Genomic DNA, 23232 nt, shown 5'->3' on the forward strand with positions numbered 1-23232 from the left:
TACGCAGAATTAGGCTGCGACGCGATGCTTTGGCGTCAGGCGGTCTAGGCATGGCCCTACCCTGGTTGGTGGGGTTGCGATCGTCAACGCTGCCGGCTCAATCGAGTAGCGCTATTCCCGTTTCATTCCCAATCGGGACGATTGCGGCCAGCGCGGTACGGCTGGTTCGGTCGTAAGCGTATGTTTGCGCCCGTTCCTTGCGCCGCCCGCTGTTCGCCAAACCCTTCCTGTCTGACGAGCTCGCGACGGCCACGACCGCAACGCATTTCCGCGGCCCGCCGCTTGTCGGAACTGTTCCGGAAACCCGCTTCGCCAAACCGTCTGCCGGCGACGGGTTTGGAGTACCCATGGGCAGGGGGCGCGAGCACGACGTCCCGTTTGCAAGCGGCGCCGAATGATGGCGAGCACACTGGCAGATCATTCGAGCACGATGCCGCCCGCCAGTGGCAGAAAAGCGTGAGCACGACATCGGGCTGTTTGCGAGCACGCGCCGCCATGATTGCAAGCGCCTACAGGCACGATTGGATCGCCTGCCGGGCGAGAGGCCGGCCTGGCGATTCCCCGGCTGGGCGGTGGCCCGGCGTGCCGATCTCGGCGCCGCCGTACCGGCCCCGACGACCGCGAGCCGGTCCGGATCGGCACTGCTAACCGGTTTTTAGGGAGGGCGGCGATAAGCGCGGTACCGTGCCAAAGGATTCCCGCGCCATGGACTATCCGCTGATCGCCCCGCGTCCGCCGCGCCTGTCGGCCCTGGTCGACGATCTGCGCCGCATCGAGGCGTCCGGCGTGTTCAGCAACAACGGGCCGGAAGTGCGCGCCTTCGAAGCCGAGGTGGTCGACGCGTTGTTCGGCGGCACCGGTGCGGCGCTCGCGGTCGGCAACGCGACGCTCGGGCTGATGGTCGCGATGCGGCAGGCCGCGGGGCTGCATCCCGCGCCGGGCACGCTCGCGCTGATGCCCGCGATGACCTTCGCCGCCACGGCGCAGGCCGCCATCTGGGCGGGCCTCACGCCGCTCATCGTCGACATCGAACCGGACGGATGGAGCATCGACCCCGCGACGGAGGAGCGCGCGCTCGCCCGCTACGGCAGGCGGATCGGCGTCATCGTGCCCTATGCGACCTTCGGCAATGCGATCGATCTGGATCGCTACGCCTGGCTCGCCCGACGGTATGAGGTCGGCGTGGTAATCGACGCGGCCGCGTCGCTCGGCACGCGCGACGCGGCGGGGCACGGGTTCGGCACGGGTGCGCCGTTCACGCTCGTCTATTCCATGCACGCGACCAAGACCTTCTCCGTCGGCGAAGGCGGCATGATCTACAGCGGCGATCCCGCGCTGATCGGGCAGCTGCGCAGCATGGTCAATTTCGGCTTCGAAACGGGCCGAAGCGCCACCCTGCCCGGCATCAACGCCAAGATGCCCGAGGTGCTGGCGCTGATGGCGCGCGCCAAGCTGGCAGAGATCGACGCGATCTGCGACGCGCGCGCCGCGATCGACGCCGCCTATCGCGCGGCGCTGCCCGATTTCGGATTCCAGCACGCTCTCGGATCGCGACAGGCGACGCAGTTCATGCCGCTGCTGCTGCCGCCCGCGCTGGCGCCGCAACGCGACGCGATCGCCGCGGCGCTCGAGGCGCAGGGGGTCGGCGTCGGCCGATATTTCAGCCCGCACCTCGGCGAGCAGCCGCTGTTCCGGGCGACCGCGATGGTCGAGCCGACGCCGATCGCCGACGATGTCGCGGCGCGGATACTCAGCCTGCCGATCACCGATGCGATGACGCCGGCGGACGCCACGATCGTCGCACATCGGCTGCGCACCGCGGTGGACCGGATCGCGGCCACCGCGACGCTTTCGTCCGGAGGCGACAGGGACAGGACGATCCGCGGCTGCGTCGTCATCGGCGGCGGCCCTGCCGGTACCGCGATGCTCACCGCTGCCAGCAAGCAGGGCAAGCTGGTTCCGCTCGCGGCGGAGGGCCTGACGCTCGTCGAACGCGGCGCGCGGATCGGCCCCGGCGCGCTCGGCGACTATGCGATCCGGTCCGACACGACCGCGGAGACCTTCCTGTCCGCGGTCAGGGACAATCCCCATCCCGAACTCGCCGCCCTCGCCGATCATCCCGCGGGCCAGCGCATGGCGAGCTATTGCGGGCAGCTCGGCGCCCCGCTGGTCGAGACGGCGCCGCTGCTCGGCGTCACCGCGGATCGGCTGCGCGACATCGTCGCGGGTCATGGCGGGACGGTGTTGACCGGCGCGGAGGCGCTGCACGCCCAGCAGACGCAGGACGGCGCGTGGTGCACGTCGCTGTCGACGGCGGCCGGGCCGCATACCGTGACGTCGCGGCATATCGTCGTGGCGACCGGCGGCTACCAGACCGACGCGCATGTCGCGGAAAAGATCGTCGCCGGCGTGCGGCTGGGCGACGTGGCGGGTGAGCGGCTGATGCGATCGGATGCGTTGCTGCGCCTCGGCGGCGTCGAGCAGGCGGCGGCGCGCCTCGCGGGCATCCGGGCGCCGAAGGTGGCGATCGTCGGCGCCTCGACGAGCGCGCTCGCCGCCGCGGTCCTGCTGCTGAAGCGTCCCGACCTGCCGTTCGGCGCGGGCGGCATCACCCTGCTGGTGCGCGATCATCCCAAGCCCTTCTATCCGACCGTCGAGGCGGCGGCGGCGGACGGCTTCACGGATTTCGATGCGGACGACATCTGTCCGGTCAGCGGCTTCGTGCTCCGCCTCGCCGGCCTGCGGCTCGAATCGCGCGAGCTGGTGCTGCGCATGCTGGCGCTTGGCGGTCGCGCGCCGGAGCCCCGCGTGGCGATCCACCGCATCGCCGGCGAGGGGGACAGCGCGGCGCGCGCGCTGCTCGCGGACGCGGATCTGGTCGTCGGCGCGCTCGGCTATCGTCCGCGCTCGCTGCCGCTGTTCGATGTTACGGGCGCGCCGATCGCGCTGGCGCATAGCGCCGGACGCCCGATGGTCGACCGCCATTGCCGCATCCTCGACGCCGCCGACCGGCCCGTGCCCGGCGCGTTCGGCATCGGCCTTTCGGCGGGCTTCGTGCCCTGGGGCAACCTGGGGGGCGAGAAGAGCTTCCGCGGCCAGGCGAACGGATTGTGGCTGTGGCAGAACGACGTCGGTCAGATGATCGTCGACCAGGTCCTCGGCCGCGATGCGGCGACGGTCCAGGCCGCGGCATGACCGCGCCCCTCGTTTCCTTCGTCATCCCCAGCTACAACGGCGAGCATTTCCTGGGGGAGACGTTGCGCTCGATCGAGGCGCAGACGCTGACCGACTGGGAGGCGATCGTCGTCGACGACGGGTCGTCCGACAATACGCGCGCCATGGTGCGCGGCTGGCCGGATCCGCGCGTCCGGCTGGTCGAACGCGCGCAGAACGGCGGTCCGGTGGTGGCGCGCAACGCCGGCGTCGCGGAGGCACGCGGCCGCTATATCGCGGGGCTCGACCAGGACGATCTGTGCCGGCCGGAGCGGCTGATGCGCCAGGTCGCCTATCTCGAGCGCCATCGCGACGTCGTGCTGCTCGGTACCCAGGCCGAACAGCTGCGCGACGGCAAGGTGTCGCCGCTGCCCTATCCGGCGCACAGCACGCCCGACCTGATCGGCTGGCTCACCTGGATCGAGAATCCGCTGGTCTGGTCCTCGGTGATGATCCGCGCCGACATCGCGCGAAAACTCGATCCTTTCACGCGTCCCGAGCTCGTCTACGCCGAAGATTTCGACCTATATCACCGCCTCTCCCCCCACGGCCGCCTCGCGCGACTCGACGAACCGCTGCTGCTGTACCGCCAGCATGCCGGAGGCGTTTCGAAGCGGTTCGTCGACACGATGCGGAAGAGCGCGACGCGCGCGATGGCGGAGGCGCATGACGATATCCTGGGAGAGGATGCGCACATCCTTGCCGCATTGCTCGTGCTGCATAACATGGGCGGCGCGCCCGTCGCCGACGTGGCGACGCTGCGGACGCTGGGCAAGGGCATTTCCCGACTGCAGGGGGCGTTTATCGCGCGACACCAGCCGGACCGCGAAAGCCGAAAGCTCATCCGCTGGGAAACGGCGCGGCGCTGGGCGCGGATCGGGCGCACTGCGCTCCGCTCGGGCGCGGTCGGTCTCGGAGACGTGATCGCCGCGAGGCCGCCGCACCTCGGCCTTGGCTATGCAGGGATCGAGAACCTGCTCGTTTCCGGCGCGGTCGGTGCGGCGCGGCGCCTACGTCGCGTCGGCTGACCCGTCGTTAGATCTTGTCCGAGTAGATCATTCGCCCCGGCCCGAGCGCTGCGAACACGCGCGACAGATCGTCCTCGCCGACCGCAAAGCAACCCTGGCTGCGCCCGAGCATGCCGTGGCTGCGGATCATGTCCGGATTGGCATACCAGGCGGAGTGAACGACGATGGCGCGCGCCAACGCATTGTTGTTCGTCGCATCGAGGCCGATCAGCCGCTGCGAACGCCCATGCTTGCCGACATAATAATCGGCGGTCAGGAAGGCACCCTCGCTGCTCGCATTGGAACCCGGATCGTTCGAGAAACGCTTGAGGAACCCGGTGTGCGAAGGGTCCGAACCGCTGCCATGCGCGACGAGGAACGACTGGCTGCGCCCACCGACGAGATCAACGATGTGGAAGCGCGGCTGCGACGAAGGCGCCGCCATGTCGGCGATCGCCATACGGTCGCGGTTGGCGAGCTGCCGGCCATGACGGTCGAGCGCGGCCATTGCCCGGCGCAATAGTTCGGGGCGAACCACGCGGGGTGACGTTATCGGCTGAGCCGCGACGCGCGGCGCGGCCGCCGGCAAAGGCGGTGTCGCTACGGCGCGAAGGTCCTGCTGCGTCAGGCGACGGGTCGCAGCGGAAACCGCACCCGGCACAGCGAGCGTAGCGCCCAGCACCAGTCCATTTTTCAGAAGGGCGCGCCGGCTGCGCAGCGCGTCGTCATGCTCATCAATCATCGAAAAAATAAGCCCCGGTCTCAATCCCCGCGTGGACCCCATATAGCGTTTTTGGACTTAATTTTCTGCTGCACATTGAGCGGCTTGGCGCTTCGGTTGCACGACTCGACGCGGTCGATAACCGGTTGATCGAAGACTTGACATGGCACGAAAGTGCAAAACGTGCGTTCAAAATACGGAGGGGGTGAGACGAAAGGGACCTGTTATGAAGAACATGCTTGCAGTTGCGGGCGCCGTTTTTCTTGCCTTCGCTCCCGCTCAAGCCGTTGCCGCGAATGACGGCGGAGTTGCCGCCGAAGCCGCGTCCCTATCACCCAATCGCTATGTCTGGTCCGACTCGGCGTCGACCGAACCCGTCACGATCGTCGTATCGATTCCCGACCAGAAGGCCTATGTCTATCGGGGCGGTACCCTGATCGCAGCCTCGACCGTGTCGACCGGCAAAGACGGTAAGGAAACCCCGGTCGGAGAGTTCACGATCCTGCAGAAGTCGGAGAAGCACAAATCTAGTCTCTACGACGCCGCGCCGATGCCGTTCATGCAGCGGCTGACGTGGGATGGCGTAGCCATCCATGCCGGCAACAACCCCGGCTTCCCCGCATCGCATGGCTGCATTAGGGTGCCGATGGACTTCGCCAAGCGACTTTTTGCGGCGACGAGCGTCGGGACGCGCGTATCGGTGACCGATATGAGCCTAGACGACGGCCTGCTTCCGCCGCCATCGTATGATGCCGATGCGACGACGACCGAAACGGCCGACGCAAACACCAGCCAGATCGCGGAGCTGGAGCGGCGTTAGCGTCTGATGCGCTTGCGCTAACGCTATGCGGGCCCTCACCCCCGATACGGACCCGACTTTGCGTATCGGGGCGCTTCAACCGATCTGGTGGAGCTTCGCGGACACGAGGTGCCAGCTGCGCTGCGACGCCGTCGCGCCCGGCACGTCGTTGACACGGCGCAGCGTGTAGGTGCCGACAAAGCGCTGGCCCGCGCCGTTCTTCAGCGTGGCGTAAACCCGGACCGGGACGGTGATGTACGACGAACCCGCCGCGCCCTCACGACCCTGCGGCACGCCGGCAACCACGCGGGTGCGGGCGGTGCGGGCGAACCCCCGGACGAAATCGGCATAGCGCTGGCCGCTCGCCTGCCCGCCACGATCCCATAAAGCGTAAGCCGTGCGATAGGCGCCACGATCGAGCGCGGCATAATAGCGCGCCACGACGTCGCGGGCCTGCGCCGGGGTGCGGTCGATCGCCGCGCCGGCGGCAAGCGAAAGTGCGAACAACAAGACCATAAGCTCACCTCTAGGCCGATCCAGCTGAACCCAACGTGTCAGGCGGCGACGAGGCTCCGCCGCCGCCCATAGGCGAGATACAGCACGAGCCCGATGACGTTCCAGACGACGAACCGCACGAGCGTCGCCGACGGCAGGCTGGTGAGCAGGTACAGGCAACCCAGGATTGCCAGCGTGCCGACGAGATAGGGCGCCGGACACCGGAACAGTCGCGGCTGGTCCGGCGCGGTCCGACGCAGCACCATCAGGCAGGCGCCGACCGCTATGAAGGCGAGGAGCGTCCCGGCATTGGCGAGCTCCGCGATCTCGTCGAGGCGGAACAGTCCCGCGACGATCGCGATCGACACCCCGGTCAGGATCGTGATTCGCGTCGGCGCGCCGGTGCGGGGCGATACGACAGCCAGCGTTCGCGGCAACAGGCCGTCGCGCGCCATGACGAAGAAGATCCGGCTCTGCCCGTACATCATCACGAGAATGACGGACGGCAACGCAACGATCGCGGCAAGGGCGATCAGATGTCCGGCAAGCGGCTGTCCGAGGCTGCGCAGCACCAGCGCGAGCGGCTCGGGCGAATTGGCCAGTTGCCGGAAGGGCAGCGCCCCGACAGCGGCGATCGCGACCGCCATGTAGATGATGGTGCACACCAGCATCGACCCGACGATGCCGATCGTCAGGTCGCGTCCCGGCCGCTTTGCCTCTTCCGCCGACGTGGCGACCGCATCGAAGCCGTAGAAGGCGAAGAACACGATCGCGGCGGCGGCCATGACTCCCCGCTTCTCGCCGCCGCTTTCCACCGATGCGAAACCATAGGGCATGAACGGATGGAGGTTGTCGCCGTTGAAGGCCGGCAGCGCGAAGACGATGAACACCCCCAGAGCCACCAGCTTGACGATGACCAGAACGATGTTGAGCGTTGCGCTCTCCCGCGTACCCCCGACCAACATGCCCATCACGGCGAGCGCGACGAGCACGGCCGGCAGGTTCAGGATGCCACCGCCGTGCGGGCCGTTCAGCAACGCGTGCGGCAGGTGGACACCCGCCGATTGAATCCAGCCGACGAGATAGCCCGACCAGCCGACAGCGACGGTCGAGCAGGCAAGCGAATATTCCAGAATGAGGCTCCACCCGACGATCCAGGCGATGCCTTCGCCGAGCGCGGCATAACTGAAGGTGTAGGCGCTGCCCGCCGCGGGGATCATCGTTGCGAGTTCGGCATAGGCGAGGGCGGCACAGGCACAGACCGCGCCCGCGATGGCGAAGGCGAGGATCACCGCAGGACCCGCCCGCTCCGCCCCGACGCCGGTCAGCGTATAGATGCCGGTGCCGACGATCGCGCCGACGCCGAGCGCGATGAGGTGTGGCCAGGACAGCGTCTTGGCGAGCGCCCTGCCCGCTTCATGCTGCGTGACGGCGGATAGGCTCTTCTTCGGTCCGAACATGCGCGCTCCCCCCTCTTGTCATCAATCCTACCCCGCTTCGCAGGGGAGGGTGACCGTCGCCGGAGGCGATGGTGGAGGGGCAGCCCCGACCGCGCACGCGGCTTGGCTGCCCCTCCACCACCCGGCTGCGCCGGGCGGCCCCCCTCGCCGCAAAGCGGGGAGGAATCACGGGTCACTTCACCTGAAAGCCCTCCCAGAAGGGATCCGCGCGGTCGATCCAGATCGTATTGAACCCCGTCGCGATCGCCGATCCCTCGATCGAAGGCACGATGGCTGGCGTGCCGCCCAACGTCGTCGTCGCCTCGACCCGCCCGACGAACCGGCTGCCGATGTAGCTTTCGTGGACGAAGCGGTCGCCGACCTTCAGCGCGCCGCGGTCGGCAAGATGCGCCAGACGCGCCGACGTGCCGGTGCCGCAGGGGCTGCGATCGATCGCCTTGTCGCCATAGAAAACGGCGTTGCGGCCGTCCGCATCATGCGATCGCGGCGTGTCCGCCCACAGGACATGGCTGACGCCACGGATCGTGGGATCGAGCGGATGCACCGGCTCGACCTTGGCGCGCACCGCCTCGCGGATCCGCCCCGACACATCGATCAGGCGTGCGGCGCCCATCGCGTCGAGGCCGGTATATCGACCCTGCGGCTCGACGATCGCATAATAATTGCCGCCATAGGCGACGTCGACGAGCAGCGGGCCGATGCCCTCGACGTCGACGGCGACGCCCTTCGCCGCGACATAGGCGGGGACGTTGGTGATGCGGACCGCGGTCACCTTGCCGCCCGCCGCCTCATAGGCGATGTCGATAACGCCCGCCGGCACCTCTACCTTGAGCCGTCCCGGCGTCGCCGGCTGGATGAGGCCGTGCTCCAATCCGAAGGTCACCATGCCGATCGTGCCGTGCCCGCACATCGGGAGGCAGCCGCTGGTCTCGATGAACAGGATGCCGATATCGGCATCCGCCATGGTCGGCGGATAGAGGAAGCCGCCCGACATCATGTCATGGCCGCGCGGCTCGAAGCAAAGCCCCGTCCGGATCCAGTCGAAGCGGGACAGGAAATCCTGCCGCCGTTCCGACATCGATCCGCCCTTCAGCAGCGGCGCGCCGCCCGCGACGAGGCGGACGGGATTACCCGCGGTATGGCCGTCGATGCAGAAGAAGGTGTGGCGCATCAGGCCGCAATGCGCTCGGCCGCCGAGTCGAGCGTCGGCCGCGTCGCCGCCGCCTTCTCGACCATCGCGATCACCTCGGCCCGCCGCGCGCCTTCCAGCACGTAGCGCGGCGGCAGCACGCGTTCAGAGCCGCGGCCCATCACCTGCTCGGCGAGCTTGATCGACTGGACGAGGTCGTGCTCCGCGTCGAGATGGAGCAGCGGCATGAACCAGCGATAGATTTCCATCGCCTTGCCATGATCGCCGCGTTCGAACGCACGGACGAGTTCGACCGATTCCTTCGGAAAGGCGTTGGTGAGGCCCGACACCCAACCCTGCGCCCCCAGGTACAGGCCCTCGAGCGCGACGTCGTCCAAACCCGCGAACAGGACATAACGATCGCCGAAGTCATTGCGGAAGTCGGTGAAACGGCGCGTGTCCGGCGCACTCTCCTTCACCGCGACGATATTCCGGACGTCGACCAGCGCCGCGAGGACCTCGCGATCGATCACGGTCCGATAGGCCGGCGGATTGTTGTAGAGCATGATCGGCAGGCCGGTTTGCTCGGCCACACCCTTGAAATGGTTCACTAGTTCATGGGGCTTCGGCACATAGACCATCGGCGGCAGCAGCATCAGGCCGTCGGCCCCGGCCTTTTCGGCCGCCTGCGCATAGCGGACGGCGCGTCTGGTGTCATATTCGGACACGCCCGTGATGACCGGCACCCGGCCTGCGACCACCTCGACGATCGCGGACAGCACGGTGACCTTCTCGTCGTAATCGAGCGAATTGTTCTCACCCACCGTACCGAGCGCGATAACACCGGTGACGCCGTCGCGGACCAGATCGTCGACGACGCGCTGCGTGTCGGCAAGATCGATAGTCATGTCCGCGCGAACCTGCGTCGTCACCGCGGGGAAAACCCCCTTCCAAGCCACTGTCATACCCAACCTTTCGGAAACATTTGAGAATCGTATACCGTCTTCGATGACAGGGTTCAAGGGTCTGGGCATGTTTTAAAACGTTGCGCCGACACTTGCCCGTATGCAGCCGGCGGCAGCCGACACTTTGGCGCCGATTGGTGAAATGCCTACTTCTCTTCCTCCGGGTACGGCCCCCGGCCGCCGTCGCGGATGAGCCGATCGGTCCGCGCATCGATCACGGACACGGGAACCGAACCGAGCGCCAGGATCGCATCGTGAAAGGCGCGCAGGTCGAACTTCGGCCCAAGCGCCGCCTGCGCCCGCGCACGATCCCGCTGGATCGCGAGTTCACCGGTGTAATAGCTCAACGCCTGTCCCGGCCACGCGATATATCGATCCACCTCGGTCTCGATCTCGTGGTCGGCAAGCGCCGTATTGTCGTGAAGGTATCGCTGCGCCTGCTCGCGCGTCCAGCCCTTCGCATGGATACCGGTATCGACGACCAGCCGGGCCGCACGCCATGCCTGATAGCTCAGCATGCCGAACAGATCGTAGGGCGTGTCGTACATCCCCATCTCCTCGCCCAGCGCCTCGCAATAGAGCGCCCAGCCCTCGCCATAGACCGACAGATAGCCGTCGCGACGGAATGCCGGCAGGTCGGTGTTCTCCGCGGCGAGCGGCATCTGGAAGGCATGGCCCGGCGCGCTCTCGTGCAGCGTCAGCGCGGCCAGCGAATAGAGCGGGCGGGCCGGCAGATTGTAGGTATTGACGAGATAGACCCCCGGCCCGCCGCGGCCGCTGGTGTAGAAGGGCGCGAGATCCGCCGGCACCGGCCGGATCGCGAAGCGCGCGCGCGGCAGATGCCCGAAATACTGGCTCGCCTTGCCGTCGAACGTCTTGGCGATCCATGCCGCGCGGTCGAGCAGATCCTGCGGCGTCTTGGCATAGAAACGCGGATCGGTGCGGAGAAAGGCGAGGAACGCGGGAAGATCGCCCTTGAAGCCGACGCGGTTCATGACGTCCTGCATCCGTCCGCGCAGCTTGGCGACTTCGGCAAGGCCGATCCGGTGGATCGCGTCCGGTGTCTGCCCCTGCGTCGTGTATTCCGCGACCTTGGACTGATAATAGGCCTTGCCGTCCGGGAGATCGTAGGCGGCGATGGTGCGCCGCGCGCCCGGGATGTATTCCGCGCGCAGGAAGGCGAGCAGGCGCGCATGCGCCGGCACCACCGCCTCGCGGATCGCCGCCGCAGCTTGCGCGCGCAGCGCGCTTTGGGTGGCGGCAGGGATCGTCGCGGGCATCCTGACGAAAGGCGCATAGAACAGCGAGTCTTCGGCGGTGCGTGCCTCGGCCACTTGGGCGACGCCGATATCGCGCCCCTTCAGCGTCACCTGCGGCGCGGTGAACCCACGGGCGAGGCCCGCCCGCATGTTGACGATCTGCTGATCGAAATAGCGGGGTATCTCCCGCAGCATCGCGACGTAATCGCGATAGTCCTGCTCGCGCACGAAATCGCCGCGCGATGCGTCGGCAACGTCGCCCCAGAAGCTGGTGTCCGCATTGAGCGGCTTTTCATAGTCGCGGAAACGCTGCTCGGCGAGCAGGGCATCGATCTGCCCCTTGTAGACCAGATAGTCGGCACGTCCCGCGTCGGACAGGGTCGCCGGCCTGATGGCGGCCAGCGCGGCGGCGGTGCGCGTCCAGCGCGCCAGCTTTTGCGCCTGCGCGGCCGGCCCGACGTCGGGCAGGCGCCGCGCATTGCCGCCCGGATTGGCGTCGCCCGCCGCCAGCATATGCTTACGCCAGGCATATTCGTCGGTGTAGAGCGCCTTCAAACGTGCGTCCGCGGCCGATGCCCCGGCGGGCGTCGCAAGCATCAAAGCGGCAAGCAACAGGCTCATGCCGCGATCCTCAGGATATCGTCATAGAGCGCCCGCGATAGCGTGACGCCATGCGCCAGACTGTGCCGCCGCGCGGCATGGCGGCGGCTGCCGGGCAGGCGCGCGCCCTGCGCCTCGATCGCCGCGAACATGGCCTCCGCCCGTGCAAGGTGCGTGGCGACCGCGTCGCCGAGGAAACCGGCCGGGTCGATCGCGACGATCAGTTCGCCGCCGATCGGCGACCCGCCGCGTGCCGCATCGGCGGCAAGCGATTCGGCGCTCGTCAGGTCGCCGATCAGCGGTCCCGCGATCAGTTCGACCATCGCCGCCAGCGCAGAGCCCTTGTGCCCGCCGAACGTCCGCATCGCGCCCGCCAGCACCTGTTCGGCATCCGTCGTCGGACGGCCCTGCGCGTCATAGCCCCAGTCGTCGGGAACCGGGCGCCCCGCGCGCCGGTGCAACTCGATCTCGCCGCGCGCCACGACGCTCGTCGCGAAATCGAACACGAAGGGCATGCCGCCGGGCCGCGGCCAGCCGAATGCCACGGGATTGGTGCCAAACACCGGCTTCGTACCCCCCTCAGGCGCGACCCAGGCGTGACTCGGCGTGAAGGCGAGCGCAACGAGGCCCTGCTCAGCGAGCGCCTCGACCTCCGGCCATAGCGCGGCGAAGTGGACGACATTGTTGAGCGCCAGCGCCGCAATGCCGTTGGCGCGCGCCTTTTCGATCAGCAGGGGCAGCCCGCGCGCAAAGGCAAGCTGCGCGAATCCGCCACCGCCGTCGACCCGGGCCACGGCGCGGGCGGGCTCGGTCACCACGGGCACCGCGTCGGGCACGACGACGCCACGGGCGACGCTGTTCGCCGCCACGAGCAGGCGGTAGATGCCGTGGCTGGCGCAGCCGTCGCGCTCGCCCGCCACCATCGTCTCCGCGACCGCCACCGCATGATCGGGCGCGAGCCCGACCGCGCGCAACCTGTCCTGCGCCAGGACCCGCAACGTATCGAGGTCGAGATGGACGTCGTCCTTTCCGGTCGCCTCGCTCATGCCACTGTGCCGGGCTTCGCGGTGTAGAGGCGCATGCCGAAGATCGGCCCCGCGCTGCTGCGGTCGTGCGGCACGATGCGGACGGCGATCTTCGCCTTGCCGCGCGTCAGCGCCTCAGGCAGCGGATAGTCGACGTCGAAGAACTTGCCTGGCGCGTCATTGTCGAGATGCTGCGTGGCGACCTTGACGTTATCGACCAGGATATCGAAGTCGCGCGCGCGCTCGCCGCCCCAATAGGTCGCCTGCAGGATCAGCGGCCCGGACCGCGTCGCCATTTCAAAGCCGATGAAGCCGCCGGACCGCGCGTCGCGTCCTTGCCGCCCGCGATAGGTGACGGGATAAGAGATTTCGCTGGTCAGCTTGTGGTCGCGCTCCGGCTGCATCTCGCCCAGATGCATCACATCGACGGAGCGTGCGGCGATGTCCTTCAGTCGCGCCTGATCCGCGATGTACGCGGCCTCTTCCTTCGCCCAGGCACTGTCGGAGAACCGCTTAAAATAGACCGCGCTGCGACGGCGATACTGGCGATAGAAGGGAACAAACGGCAGATCGCCCGGCCGCATGACGCCGTAGGTGGCACAGGACCCGGCCGCGGCATCCGTGGCGCTGAAGCCGCCGAGCAGGTCCGTCCCTACGAGCGCGGGATCCGGCTTGGTCCATTCGGACGTCACCGGCCCCAGATCGGCGGCAAGCACCATCGGGCCCCGGACCACCGCCACCATGCTGTCGTCGCCCGGAGTCGCTTCCAGCCTTAGGTCGAGCGGCAGCGTGATCGCGATCCGGTCGCCCGCCTGCCAGTTGCGCGTCACCACGGCATAGCCGCGCGCCATCACCGGCGTCGCCGCCGCCCCGTTGACGGTCACGACCGCCCTGCCCGCCGCCCAGCCGGGCACACGCAGCGCGACCGGGAACCGACCGCGGCGAAGCTTCGCGAAGCTGAGCGTCGCCATCCCCTCAAAGGGATATCGCGTGGCAAGGCCGACCGTCGCCACGCGCGCCGACCAGTGCGCGTCGGCCGGGATATAGAGATTGACGTAAAAGGTGCCGTCATCCCCTTCCGCGAAGATGCTGTCGCCGTGCTTGGCATGCGCCTCCATCCCCGTGCCGACGCAGCACCAGAACGCATCGTCCGCCGTCGTCGAATAGTCGCGCGGCGCCGCGCTCATCAGCGGGGTCATGTAGGTGAAGCCGCCCGTCGCCGGGTCCTGCGCGCTCATCACATGGTTGAGGTGCGCGCGCTCGTAATAGTCGAACAGCGCGCCGTCGGGTTGCCACGACCAGAGGTGGCGCGTCAGCTTGAGCATATTGTAGCTGTTGCAATGCTCGCACGTCTGCTCGGTGACGTGCTGCGCGATCGAATCCGGTTCGCTGAAATACTCGCGGTCGGCGTTGCCGCCGATCACGTAGCTGTGGTGCCGCGTCACGGCTTCCCAGAAGACGCGCGCGGCGCGCGCCTTGTCCGGCGCGCCACCCGACACCTCGTGAATCCGCGCGAGGCCGATCAACTTGGGGACCTGCGTGTTGGCATGCAGATTCGCGAGCCTGTCCTCGCCCTGTGCCAGCGGGTCGAGCACGCGCGTGTCGTACAGCGTGTTCGCCATCCGCAGCCAGCGGGGCTCGCGCGTGCGGGCGTAGAGCTCCGCATAGCTTTCGTTGAGGCCGCCATATTCGCAGCCCAGCACCGTCTGCACCTGATCCGGCGACAGCGCTTCGAAGACACGCGCGAAATACCCCGCCAGCCCCTCGGCGACGTGCAGCGCCTGGGCATTGCCCCAGCCGCCATGGACGTCGAGCAGACCGGCGAACAGCTTGTGCACCGTATAGAGCGGCGACCAGGAGCCGTTCAGGTCGAAGCCGCCCGAGCGGATGTCCCCCTTCATCAGTTCCGGGAAGATCTCCTCGCCGTCGACGATGGTGCCGTCCTTGCGCTTGCGGCCGAGGCCGCCGACGTAGCCCGTCCCCCGCTTCGCCTGGCACAGCGCGAGTTCGCCGACGATGTAATCGGCCCGGCGCCGCATCTCCGCGTCGCCCGTTTGCTGCCGCATCAGCACGAGCGCGGAGAGATAGTGGCCCAGCGTATGGCCCGCGATCGTATCGCTCTCCCACCCGCCATAGATCGCGCCCTTCGGCGTAAGGCCGGCATAGAGTCGGAAATTGTGCAACAGGCGATCGGGCTGCAGCCGGAGCAGATAGGCGCGGTTGACCGATATCGCGGTGTCATAGTCGGAGGGACGCAGGCGAACCGCCGCGAGCGGCAGCGGCCGTGCCACCCCGGACGCGGCGGACGAAAGGCCGGCCGCTCCTGTCGCGTGGCCAGGCGCCACCGCGATCGATCCCGCGATCCCCCCCAGCACCGACCGACGTGTCGCCATCATCCTTCCCCCAGGAATTTCGTATACTGTGAAGGCTCTGGTCGCGCCGTCAACCACAAACCTATTGACCAGATACCGTATAATGTACTTGATATGCTCCAATGGGAGAAAAGCAACAAAATTTCTCGAAGGGGCAGAAGAGACATGACATACGGCATTTATCTGCGGCGATCGGCGGCATTGATTGCGCTGGCAACGGGGCTGATGACCACCCACGCGGCGTCGGCACAGACCGCCGCTCCACCGCCCGACACCACCGATGCGGCCGACGTGCAGCAGACGGAGAAGGCGCCCGACGAGATCATCGTCACCGGCACGCGCATCCGCCGTCCCGAACTGCTCAGCAACAGCCCCCTGACCACGGTGTCGTCGCAGGAACTGGCGCTCCAGGGCACGACGAACATCGAGACCGCGCTCAACCGGCTGCCGCAGTTCACCGCCGACGATAACGAGAATATCTCCAACGGCGCGAGCGGCACGGCGCAGATCAACCTGCGCAACCTCGGGTCGAACCGCGTGCTGACGCTGATCAACGGCCAGCGCATGCTGCCCACCCAGGCGACGGACATCAACTTCGTGCCGTCCGCGCTGATCGAGCGCGTCGACGTATCGACCGGCGGCGCCTCCGCCGTCTACGGGTCGGACGCCTTGTCGGGCGTCGTCAATTTCATCCTCCGCGACAGGATGAACGGCATCCGGCTCGACGCGCAGTCGAGCGTCGCGGATCACACCAACGACAACGACTTCGTCCGCTCGATCGTCTCGACCCGCGGCTACCAGACGCCGCCCCGCCACACGTTCGATGCGGCGAAGCAGGATATCAACGGCGCGTTCGGCAAGGATTTCTTCGATGGCCGGCTGAACATCACCGTCTACGGCGGCTATCGCCATACCGATCCCGTCCTTCAGGCGACGCGGGATGTCTCCGCCTGCGCTCTCAACACGACGGGCGCGAGCTTCGCCTGCGGCGGATCGAGCAACACGCCCTATGGCACCTTCGTGCCGCTCGGCGGTCCTTACCAAGCCCAGCGACTGACCAACAACATCGACGGCACCAAGACCTGGGTGCCCTATGTCGGATCGACCTATGCCTATAACTATGCGCCGCTGAACTACTTCCAGCGCGTCGACGATCGCGTCACCGGCGGAGCGTTCCTCCACGCCAAGGTCGTGGATGCCGCCGAAGTCTACGGCAGCTTCATGTACATGCGGGACCGCACCTTCTCGCAGGTCGCGCCCTCGGCCCTGTTCCAGGGCAGCGTCTTCACCATCCCGTGCAACAACCCGCTGATGAGCGCGAGCCAGCAGCAGATGCTGTGCGGCACCGCGGCCGGCACCGGCGCGACGCAGAATGCGTTCATCGGCTACCGCCTCGGCGGCAACGGCACGCTGCCGCGCCGCGACAATCTGCAGCACGAATATTATCGCTACATGGTCGGCGTCCGCGGCGACCTGGGCAGCGGATTCAGCTACGACGTCAGCGTTCTGCGGACCAAGGCCGACCTCGACGAACAATATCTCAACGACGTCAACGTGGATAAGGCCAACAAGGCGCTCTACGCCGTCTCCGACGGCAAGGGCGGGGTCACCTGCCAGTCGGTGCTCAACGGTTCCGACCCGAACTGCATTCCGATCAATGTCTTCCAGGCTGGCGGCCTGACCGCGCAGCAAGCCGCCTATCTCTATGCGCCGACGCGCACCATGGCCCGCACCGCGCTGAACGTCATCAACGGATCGGTGACGGGCGACCTCGGCAAGCTCGGCATCATCAGTCCCTGGGCGCGCGACGGCGTGGGCATCGTCATCGGTGGCGAACATCGCCGCGAGACCCTGCTCTTCCAGGGCGACGCCCAGGCGAAGGCGAACGGCACGCAGGATTCGGACGGCATCATCTCCGTCAACGAAGCGTTCGGCGAGATCGAGCTACCGCTGATCCAGGACAAGCCGGCGTTCCGGGCGCTGACCGTCAACGGCGGCTTCCGCTATTCGGCCTACAAGAACCATCAGGACTCGACGGGTCGCGGCTCGTCCTACAATGCGTTCACGTACAAGGGCGAGCTCAACTGGCAGCTTGTCGAACCGCTGCGCCTGCGTGCCAGCCTCAATCATGCCTTGCGCGCGCCCAACGTCACAGAGCTGTTCGCACCGCTGAGCGTCGGCAACGTCAGCGCCGCCGATCCCTGTGCGGGCACGGCGGACCCCCGGGCATCGCTCGCGGCATGCCAACTTTCCGGCGTCACCGCGGCACAATACAACAACAAGCTGATCATCGACTGTCCGGCTGGTCAGTGCAGCGGCCAGTTCGGCGGCAACGTCGCGGTCAAGCCGGAAACGGCCGATACGCTGACCGGCGGCATCGTCCTGGCGCCCAATGGCGGCCGGACGCTCTCGCTGTCGGTCGACTATTATCGCATCAAGGTGAAGGATTACATCGGCAGTATCGATACCAACACGATCATCAACCAGTGCATCAAGACCGGTAGCCCCTATTATTGCAGCCTGTTCCACCGCGATCCGATCACCGGCACGATCTTCGGCACGAACGGCTATGTCGTGTCGACGACGCTGAACACCGGCTATCTCCTTACATCGGGTCTCGATTTCGGCGCCAATCTCAACCTCGGCCTGGGGCGCTTCGGCAAGCTCAACGCCGAACTGGTCGGAACCTGGCTGTTCCAGACGGTGCAGCAGCCGCTGCCCGGCGGCGGTACGTTCGACTGCACGGGTCTGTACGGCTTCAGCTGCGGCCAGCCGCAGCCGGAATGGCGTCACAACGCGCGCCTGACATGGAGCCCCGATCGCAGCACCAGCTTGTCGCTGGCATGGCGCTATATCGGACCGACGGCGCTCTCGAGCACGTCGAGCAACGAATTCCTGAATGGCAGCCCCGATCCGATCGATGCGCGGATCAAACCCTATCATTATTTCGATCTGACCGCGGCGTTCACCGTCAGCGAGAACCTGTCGCTACGCATTGGCGCCACCAACCTGTTCGACAGGAACCCGCCGGCGATCGACACCAATCTGCTAACGGTGTTCGGCAACGGCAACACCTATCCCGGCGTCTACGACGTGATCGGCCGGCGCCTCTTCGCCGGGGCTACCGTGAAGTTCTGATCCGGATACACGTCGTCGCAAACCCAGGCCGGGGTTTCTTCCCGTCACGACAGGATCGTGGAGGGAACCCCGGCCTCTTCTGATCGAGAGGTCGCTTTCCGATGCACCCGACCCGCCTGTTCTCGCTGCTGCTGCTGATGCCGGGTACGATTGCGATCGGTGCGGGCGTGGAGGAGACGAAACGCCCCGTCGCGCCGTCGCCCGTCGCGACACGCGAGTACAGGGTGGGGTCTTTCCGCGTCGCGTTGCGCCGCGACACGCAGACCCTCGCCCGCCTCTCCCCCGCCAACGAGCCCGCGTTCAGCTTCGTGCCGACCGGCCGCGAGGCGGAACGCGCGGCCGACGGCTATAATCACCTTGGCGACATCCACCTGCGCGTGCGCCATCCGGGCGGCGCGTGGCGCGACCTGGACTCCGCCGCGCACCGGCAACCGATCCGCATACTGCCGGTCAGCGGCCGGACGATCGCGGCGGCGGATATCAGCGCGAGCCTCGGCGACGATTCACCGGTGGCGGTCGAGCGGCGGTGGCGCGATGCGGCGGGACAGCTCGCTTTGACCTTCACGATCCGCAACACCGGCGCCGCGCCGCTGGAGATCGGCGTGCTCGGCCTGCCGATGGTCTTCGACAATATCATCTCGGACCGTACGCTCGACCAGGCGCACGCACAGGCGAGCTTCGTTGACCCCTATATCGGCCGCGACGCCGGCTATCTGCAGGTCACCCGGCTCAACGGCAGGGGGCCTGCACTGCTGGTCCTGCCCGAGCGCGGCACCCCGCTGGAAGCCTATGTCCCGCTGCGCACGCCCCATGACAAGGTCGGCGCAACCTCGTTCACCGACAAGAGCGCGCGCGCGCAGACCGCCGAAGGCTTCTACGATTGGACCGTCCATTCCGCTGCCTATGCCGAGCGCGAGTGGAAGACCGCGGGCGAACAATGGAACACGCCCACCGCCCGCACGCTTGCACCCGGCGAGGCGATGACCGTGGGGTTGCGCCTGATGCCCTCGCCTTCGATCCGGGGTATCGAGGCGACGCTGGCAACCGCGGGGCGGCCGGTCGCGATCGGTATTCCAGGCTATGTGGTGCCGATGGACAGCCCCGCGAGCCTGTTCGTCAAGGCGCCCTCGCCGGTCGCGCGCATCGACAGCTGGCCGGCGGGTGCCCTCACCGTTGCGCGTGCCGAGGGCGTCAGGGGATGGACCCGCCTTGCCGTTCATGGCCGGCAATGGGGACGGGCACGCCTGACGCTGACCTATGCCGACGGTCAGGCGCAGACGATCAGCTATTATGTCACCAAGCCTTTGGCCCAAACGATGGCAGACCTCGGTCGCTTCGCGACGACGCGGCAATGGTATGAGGGCAAGAACGATCCCTTCGGACGCTCGCCCGCGATCCTGACGTGGGACGACGACGCCAAGCGGATCGTCGACGTCGAGCCGCGCGTATGGATCGCGGGAATGAGCGACGAGGGTGGCGGCGGCAGCTGGGTCGCCGCGGCGATGAAGCAGCTCGACAACCCCGACGCCGCCGAGCTCGCGAAGCTGGAACGCCTGATCGACGGCACCGTCGTCGGCAACCTCCAGATCGCGGACGGTCTCCACGCCGGCGCCGTGAAGAAGAGCCTGTTCTATTACGATCCCGCCACGTTTCCCGCGCTGTATGCGGGCGATCCGAAGCTCTGGCAAAGCTGGACCTCGTGGAAGCCCAAGGATGCCGCGGATCTCGGCCGGGCCTATAATTACCCGCACGTCGCGATCGGCCATTGGGTCCTGTATCGCACGGCGCGCAACCATCCCGGGCTGGTGACGCGTCACGCCTGGCCATGGTATCTCGACCATGCGTATCAGACCGTCGTCGCCATGATGCGCGATGCGCCCTATTATACCGAATTCGGCCTGATGGAGGGCGACGTCTTCGTCGACATCCTCAAGGACCTGCAGCGGGAGGGCTGGACGCGCCAGGCAGCGGACATGGAAGCGCTGATGCGCAAGCGCGCGGACCATTGGCGCAGCCTGAAATATCCGTTCGGATCCGAGATGGCCTGGGATTCGACCGGCCAGCCCGAAGTCTATGCCTGGATGCGCTATTTCGGCTTCCAGCCGCAGGCGGACGCAACGCGCGAGGTGATCCTGGGTTACGACCCCACCGTTCCGCACTGGGGCTATAACGGCAATGCGCGCCGCTATTGGGACTTCCTGTACGGGGGCAAATATCCGCGGATCGAGCGCCAGATCCATCATTACGGATCGGCATTGAACGCAGTGCCGCTGTTCGACGCCTATCGGGCCGCGCCGGACGACCTCTACATGCTGCGGGTCGCCTATGGCGGCATGATGGGCGCGGTCACGAACATCGGCCGGGATGGCGCCTCGTCAGCCGGATTTCACAGCTGGCCGGACATGATGCGCTGGGACCCCTATAGCGGCGATTACGGCATGGGGTTCTTCGGCCACGCCTATGCGGCGGCGACGTATCTGGTCGACGACCCGACGTTCGGCTGGCTCGGCTTCGGCGGTGAGGTCCGTACGGCGCGGGGGGTGATCTCCATCGCGCCCAGGGACGGCGCGCGATCCCGGCTGTTCGTGGCACCCGCCGGCCAGTGGATCACGCTCGAGGCGGGCAAGATCGCCCGGGCGGAGTACATGCCCGCCACGCGAAGCATCGTGCTGACGCTCGACCGCGCGGACGCTGGAACGCCGAGCGCCCGCATGTTCGTCACAGCGACCACCGCGGGTACGCGAAGCTTTGCGCCGGACAGGGGCGTCGTCGAGCGTAGCGGCTATACCATCCCGCTCGGACCGGAGGAAACCCGCGTCGTGCTGGCGGCGCGCTGACGCCGATATCCTGTCGCCATCGTGTCAAAAGCGTCATGTCGGCGGCGCGGACTTTCTCCCGAACCGGGCACGTTCTAGAGCGCGTAGCTGACGAAGCGACGGACCGATGCGATGGACCTCTTACTGGTCGAAGACGATGCCGCTTATGCCGACACGCTCGCGCAGGAATTGCGCGCGCTCGAGCATCGCGTGACGATCGCCACGAACGGCGTCGCCGCCCTGGAAGCGGTGGCGCGCGAAAGCTTCGATGCGGTGATCCTGGACCGCATGCTGCCGCAGATGGAAGGCACCGCGGTGCTGCAGCGGCTGCGCGAAAGCGGTGCGACGCTGCCCGTCCTGATGCTGAGCGCATTGGGACGATCGGTGGAAAAGGTGGAGGGCCTCGAAGCGGGCGCGGATGATTATGTCGTCAAGCCGACTCCGGCCCCGGAGCTGGACGCCCGGCTCAAGGCGCTGGCGCGCGCGCGCGGATGGACGGAGAGGAACGGCGACACGCTCCGTGCGGGCGACATCACCGTCAGTCCGACGCAGCTGCGCGCCTGGCGGGCCGACGTTCCGCTCGACCTGACGAAGCTGGAACTCGGCCTGCTGACCGAACTTGCGCGTCAGCCCAACATGATCCTCACCCGGGCGATGCTGCTCGAACGCGTCTGGGGCTATGATTTCGAGCCGGCGACCAACATCGTCGATGCGCAGGTGCGCATGCTGCGCCGCAAGCTGACCGCGGACGGCGGCGACGACCCGATCGTGACGAAGCGCGGATTGGGCTATATGCTTCGCGGGTGATTGCGACGCGAAACAGGACGGCCGGCGCATGCGGATAGTGGGCCGGGGATCGCTGCGGACGCTGACCGCGGCCTTTCTCGCCCTCTTCCTCGCGACGGTGCTGGCGACGGGCGTCGCGACCTATTCGGCGTCGCGCGCGGCGATCGTGCGGTTGATCGATCGGCGGATCGTCACCGTCAGCGACGAACTCGACGACGGTCTTCGCCCCGGCGACGCGCGCGAGCTGCTGGCGCGGATCGACCGGCTCAGCCGCACCCGCGACACCGGCGATATCGGCCTGGAGCTGAGGGATGCCACCGGTCGGCGGCTTGGCGGGAACGTGGCGCTCGGCCGCAACCTGCCGCCGGGGTTCTCGACCCTGCGCCATCGCGACGGGATCGCCGGCCTGTCCGAGGGACGGGCCCTGGTCCGCGACCTCGGCGGCGGCCTCGTGCTCACGGTCGTCGCGGAGACCGAGCCCGTCGACGATTTTGCGCGCCTGCGCCTGCGCAACGCCATCGTCGGATTCGGCGCGATCGTGCTGGTCGTGCTGGGCGGCACCATCCTGTTCGCCTTCCTGATCGAACGGCGCATCGCGCGCGTCCGGGAGACGGCGGAGGCGATCATCGACGGCGATCTGCGCGCGCGCGTCCCCGTCAATCCTGCCGACGGCGCCTTCGCCGCGCAGGCGATGAGCTTCAACCGCATGCTCGATCGCATCGCGACGCTGATGGAAGGGATTGCGGGGGTCAGTCACGACATCGCCCACGATCTGCGCCTGCCACTGGCCCGCCTGCACTCGCGCCTGACGCTGATCGCCGCGCGTGCGCCGACCGAGGCGATAAGAGAGGACCTGCATGGCGCGCTGGCGCAATGCGACGACCTGCTTGCCATGTTCGCGGCGACGTTGCGGATCACGGAGATCGAGGGCAGCGACCGGCGCGCCGGCTTCGCCCGCGTCGACCTGGCGCAGCTGGCCCACAAGGTCGGCGAGGGTATGGCGGCGGTCGCGGACGAAGGCGGCCATCCCCTGACGATACGCGCCGACACCCCCCTGTTCGTCGACGGCGACGGTCGCCTGCTGACGCAGGCCCTGGTCAATCTCGTCGAGAATGCGCTGCGCCACACGCCGACCGGAACGCCCGTCTCGATCGTGGCGACGTACCGCCACGGCGCGGCGATACTGGAAGTCGTCGATCGCGGACCCGGGATTGCCGCGACGGACGTGCCGCTGGCCCTGCGCCGGTTCGGCCGGCTCGAAGCCAGTCGCACCACCGAGGGCCATGGCCTCGGCCTGCCGCTGGTCGATGCGATCGCGCGCCTGCACCGGGGGACGCTGACGCTGGACGATGCGGGTCCCGGCCTCGCCGCGGCGCTCGTCCTGCCACTGCCCAAGGCCCGTTAGCGTCCGATCCAAACACGCGAGTCAGGCCCTAAGCGAAGCGCC

Annotated in this window: 15 protein-coding genes; 7 read left to right on the forward strand and 8 right to left on the reverse strand. The window is 67.6% G+C overall.

Annotated elements, in window-relative coordinates:
- The first annotated feature begins 705 nt into the window (after positions 1 to 705).
- On the forward strand, positions 706 to 3195 hold the full coding sequence (locus IQ292_RS02410; protein WP_203308700.1) for a DegT/DnrJ/EryC1/StrS family aminotransferase: 2490 nt from the start codon (positions 706 to 708) through the stop codon (positions 3193 to 3195).
- On the forward strand, positions 3192 to 4241 hold the full coding sequence (locus IQ292_RS02415; RefSeq protein ID WP_203308701.1) for a glycosyltransferase family 2 protein: 1050 nt from the start codon (positions 3192 to 3194) through the stop codon (positions 4239 to 4241). The genes IQ292_RS02410 and IQ292_RS02415 overlap by 4 nt, the downstream gene beginning before the upstream one ends.
- A gap of 7 nt (positions 4242 to 4248) precedes the next feature.
- On the opposite strand, the gene IQ292_RS02420 is transcribed toward IQ292_RS02415, so the two are convergent.
- Positions 4249 to 4962, reverse strand: coding sequence for a murein L,D-transpeptidase catalytic domain family protein (locus IQ292_RS02420; protein ID WP_203308702.1), 714 nt, complete (start codon positions 4960 to 4962; stop codon positions 4249 to 4251).
- Positions 4963 to 5104: 142 nt separating this feature from the next.
- On the opposite strand from IQ292_RS02420, the gene IQ292_RS02425 reads away from it, so the two are divergent.
- Positions 5105 to 5761 (forward strand): L,D-transpeptidase family protein, encoded by a 657-nt coding sequence (locus IQ292_RS02425; RefSeq protein ID WP_238940719.1) that lies wholly within the window; start codon positions 5105 to 5107, stop codon positions 5759 to 5761.
- A gap of 75 nt (positions 5762 to 5836) precedes the next feature.
- Here IQ292_RS02425 and IQ292_RS02430 read toward each other — a convergent pair whose 3' ends face one another.
- From IQ292_RS02430 to IQ292_RS02460, 7 genes are all read right to left on the reverse strand, one after another.
- A complete protein-coding gene (locus IQ292_RS02430; protein WP_203308703.1) occupies positions 5837 to 6250 on the reverse strand; it encodes a hypothetical protein in 414 nt (137 codons plus the stop codon).
- Positions 6251 to 6294: 44 nt separating this feature from the next.
- Positions 6295 to 7695 (reverse strand): amino acid permease, encoded by a 1401-nt coding sequence (locus tag IQ292_RS02435; protein WP_203308704.1) that lies wholly within the window; start codon positions 7693 to 7695, stop codon positions 6295 to 6297.
- A 172-nt stretch (positions 7696 to 7867) separates the two neighbouring features.
- Positions 7868 to 8866 (reverse strand): 4-hydroxyproline epimerase, encoded by a 999-nt coding sequence (locus IQ292_RS02440; protein WP_203308705.1) that lies wholly within the window; start codon positions 8864 to 8866, stop codon positions 7868 to 7870.
- Positions 8866 to 9789 (reverse strand): dihydrodipicolinate synthase family protein, encoded by a 924-nt coding sequence (locus tag IQ292_RS02445; RefSeq protein WP_203308706.1) that lies wholly within the window; start codon positions 9787 to 9789, stop codon positions 8866 to 8868. The genes IQ292_RS02440 and IQ292_RS02445 overlap by 1 nt, the downstream gene beginning before the upstream one ends.
- A gap of 146 nt (positions 9790 to 9935) precedes the next feature.
- On the reverse strand, positions 9936 to 11669 hold the full coding sequence (locus IQ292_RS02450) for a DUF885 domain-containing protein (RefSeq protein WP_203308707.1): 1734 nt from the start codon (positions 11667 to 11669) through the stop codon (positions 9936 to 9938).
- Positions 11666 to 12694 (reverse strand): Ldh family oxidoreductase, encoded by a 1029-nt coding sequence (locus IQ292_RS02455; RefSeq protein ID WP_203308708.1) that lies wholly within the window; start codon positions 12692 to 12694, stop codon positions 11666 to 11668. Before IQ292_RS02455 ends, IQ292_RS02450 begins: the two co-directional genes overlap by 4 nt.
- The gene (locus IQ292_RS02460) at positions 12691 to 15066 is read right to left on the reverse strand and encodes a beta-L-arabinofuranosidase domain-containing protein (RefSeq protein WP_338057569.1); all 2376 of its coding nucleotides are present in this window, start codon (positions 15064 to 15066) and stop codon (positions 12691 to 12693) included. Before IQ292_RS02460 ends, IQ292_RS02455 begins: the two co-directional genes overlap by 4 nt.
- 144 nt (positions 15067 to 15210) lie before the next feature.
- On the opposite strand from IQ292_RS02460, the gene IQ292_RS02465 reads away from it, so the two are divergent.
- The 4 genes from IQ292_RS02465 (at position 15211) to IQ292_RS02480 (ending at position 23190) form a co-directional block, all read left to right on the forward strand.
- Positions 15211 to 18183 (forward strand): TonB-dependent receptor domain-containing protein, encoded by a 2973-nt coding sequence (locus IQ292_RS02465; protein WP_238940720.1) that lies wholly within the window; start codon positions 15211 to 15213, stop codon positions 18181 to 18183.
- A gap of 101 nt (positions 18184 to 18284) precedes the next feature.
- Positions 18285 to 21020, forward strand: a complete 2736-nt coding sequence (locus tag IQ292_RS02470) for a DUF5695 domain-containing protein (RefSeq protein ID WP_203308710.1) — start codon at positions 18285 to 18287, stop codon at positions 21018 to 21020.
- A gap of 111 nt (positions 21021 to 21131) precedes the next feature.
- Complete coding sequence (locus tag IQ292_RS02475; RefSeq protein WP_203308711.1) at positions 21132 to 21806, forward strand: response regulator transcription factor; 675 nt, start codon at positions 21132 to 21134, stop codon at positions 21804 to 21806.
- Between the two features lie 28 nt (positions 21807 to 21834).
- Positions 21835 to 23190: a sensor histidine kinase gene (locus IQ292_RS02480; protein WP_203308712.1), complete on the forward strand. Its 1356-nt coding sequence runs from the start codon at positions 21835 to 21837 to the stop codon at positions 23188 to 23190.
- Positions 23191 to 23232 lie beyond the last annotated feature (42 nt).

The sequence above is a fragment of the Sphingomonas beigongshangi genome, from assembly GCF_016820445.1.
Lineage (GTDB): Bacteria > Pseudomonadota > Alphaproteobacteria > Sphingomonadales > Sphingomonadaceae > Sphingomonas > Sphingomonas beigongshangi.

Bases quoted from the DNA above. Each gene is read 5' to 3' on its own strand.
- IQ292_RS02460 (WP_338057569.1), bottom strand. From the start codon at position 15,066: ATGGCGACACGTCGGTCGGTGCTGGGGGGGATCGCGGGATCGATCGCG.
- IQ292_RS02465 (WP_238940720.1), top strand. From the start codon at position 15,211: ATGACATACGGCATTTATCTGCGGCGATCGGCGGCATTGATTGCGCTG.
- IQ292_RS02450 (WP_203308707.1), bottom strand. From the start codon at position 11,669: ATGAGCCTGTTGCTTGCCGCTTTGATGCTTGCGACGCCCGCCGGGGCA.
- IQ292_RS02435 (WP_203308704.1), bottom strand. From the start codon at position 7,695: ATGTTCGGACCGAAGAAGAGCCTATCCGCCGTCACGCAGCATGAAGCG.
- IQ292_RS02475 (WP_203308711.1), top strand. From the start codon at position 21,132: ATGGACCTCTTACTGGTCGAAGACGATGCCGCTTATGCCGACACGCTC.
- IQ292_RS02415 (WP_203308701.1), top strand. From the start codon at position 3,192: ATGACCGCGCCCCTCGTTTCCTTCGTCATCCCCAGCTACAACGGCGAG.
- IQ292_RS02425 (WP_238940719.1), top strand. From the start codon at position 5,105: ATGGCACGAAAGTGCAAAACGTGCGTTCAAAATACGGAGGGGGTGAGA.
- IQ292_RS02470 (WP_203308710.1), top strand. From the start codon at position 18,285: ATGCACCCGACCCGCCTGTTCTCGCTGCTGCTGCTGATGCCGGGTACG.
- IQ292_RS02445 (WP_203308706.1), bottom strand. From the start codon at position 9,789: ATGACAGTGGCTTGGAAGGGGGTTTTCCCCGCGGTGACGACGCAGGTT.
- IQ292_RS02455 (WP_203308708.1), bottom strand. From the start codon at position 12,694: ATGAGCGAGGCGACCGGAAAGGACGACGTCCATCTCGACCTCGATACG.
- IQ292_RS02480 (WP_203308712.1), top strand. From the start codon at position 21,835: ATGCGGATAGTGGGCCGGGGATCGCTGCGGACGCTGACCGCGGCCTTT.
- IQ292_RS02420 (WP_203308702.1), bottom strand. From the start codon at position 4,962: ATGATTGATGAGCATGACGACGCGCTGCGCAGCCGGCGCGCCCTTCTG.
- IQ292_RS02410 (WP_203308700.1), top strand. From the start codon at position 706: ATGGACTATCCGCTGATCGCCCCGCGTCCGCCGCGCCTGTCGGCCCTG.
- IQ292_RS02440 (WP_203308705.1), bottom strand. From the start codon at position 8,866: ATGCGCCACACCTTCTTCTGCATCGACGGCCATACCGCGGGTAATCCC.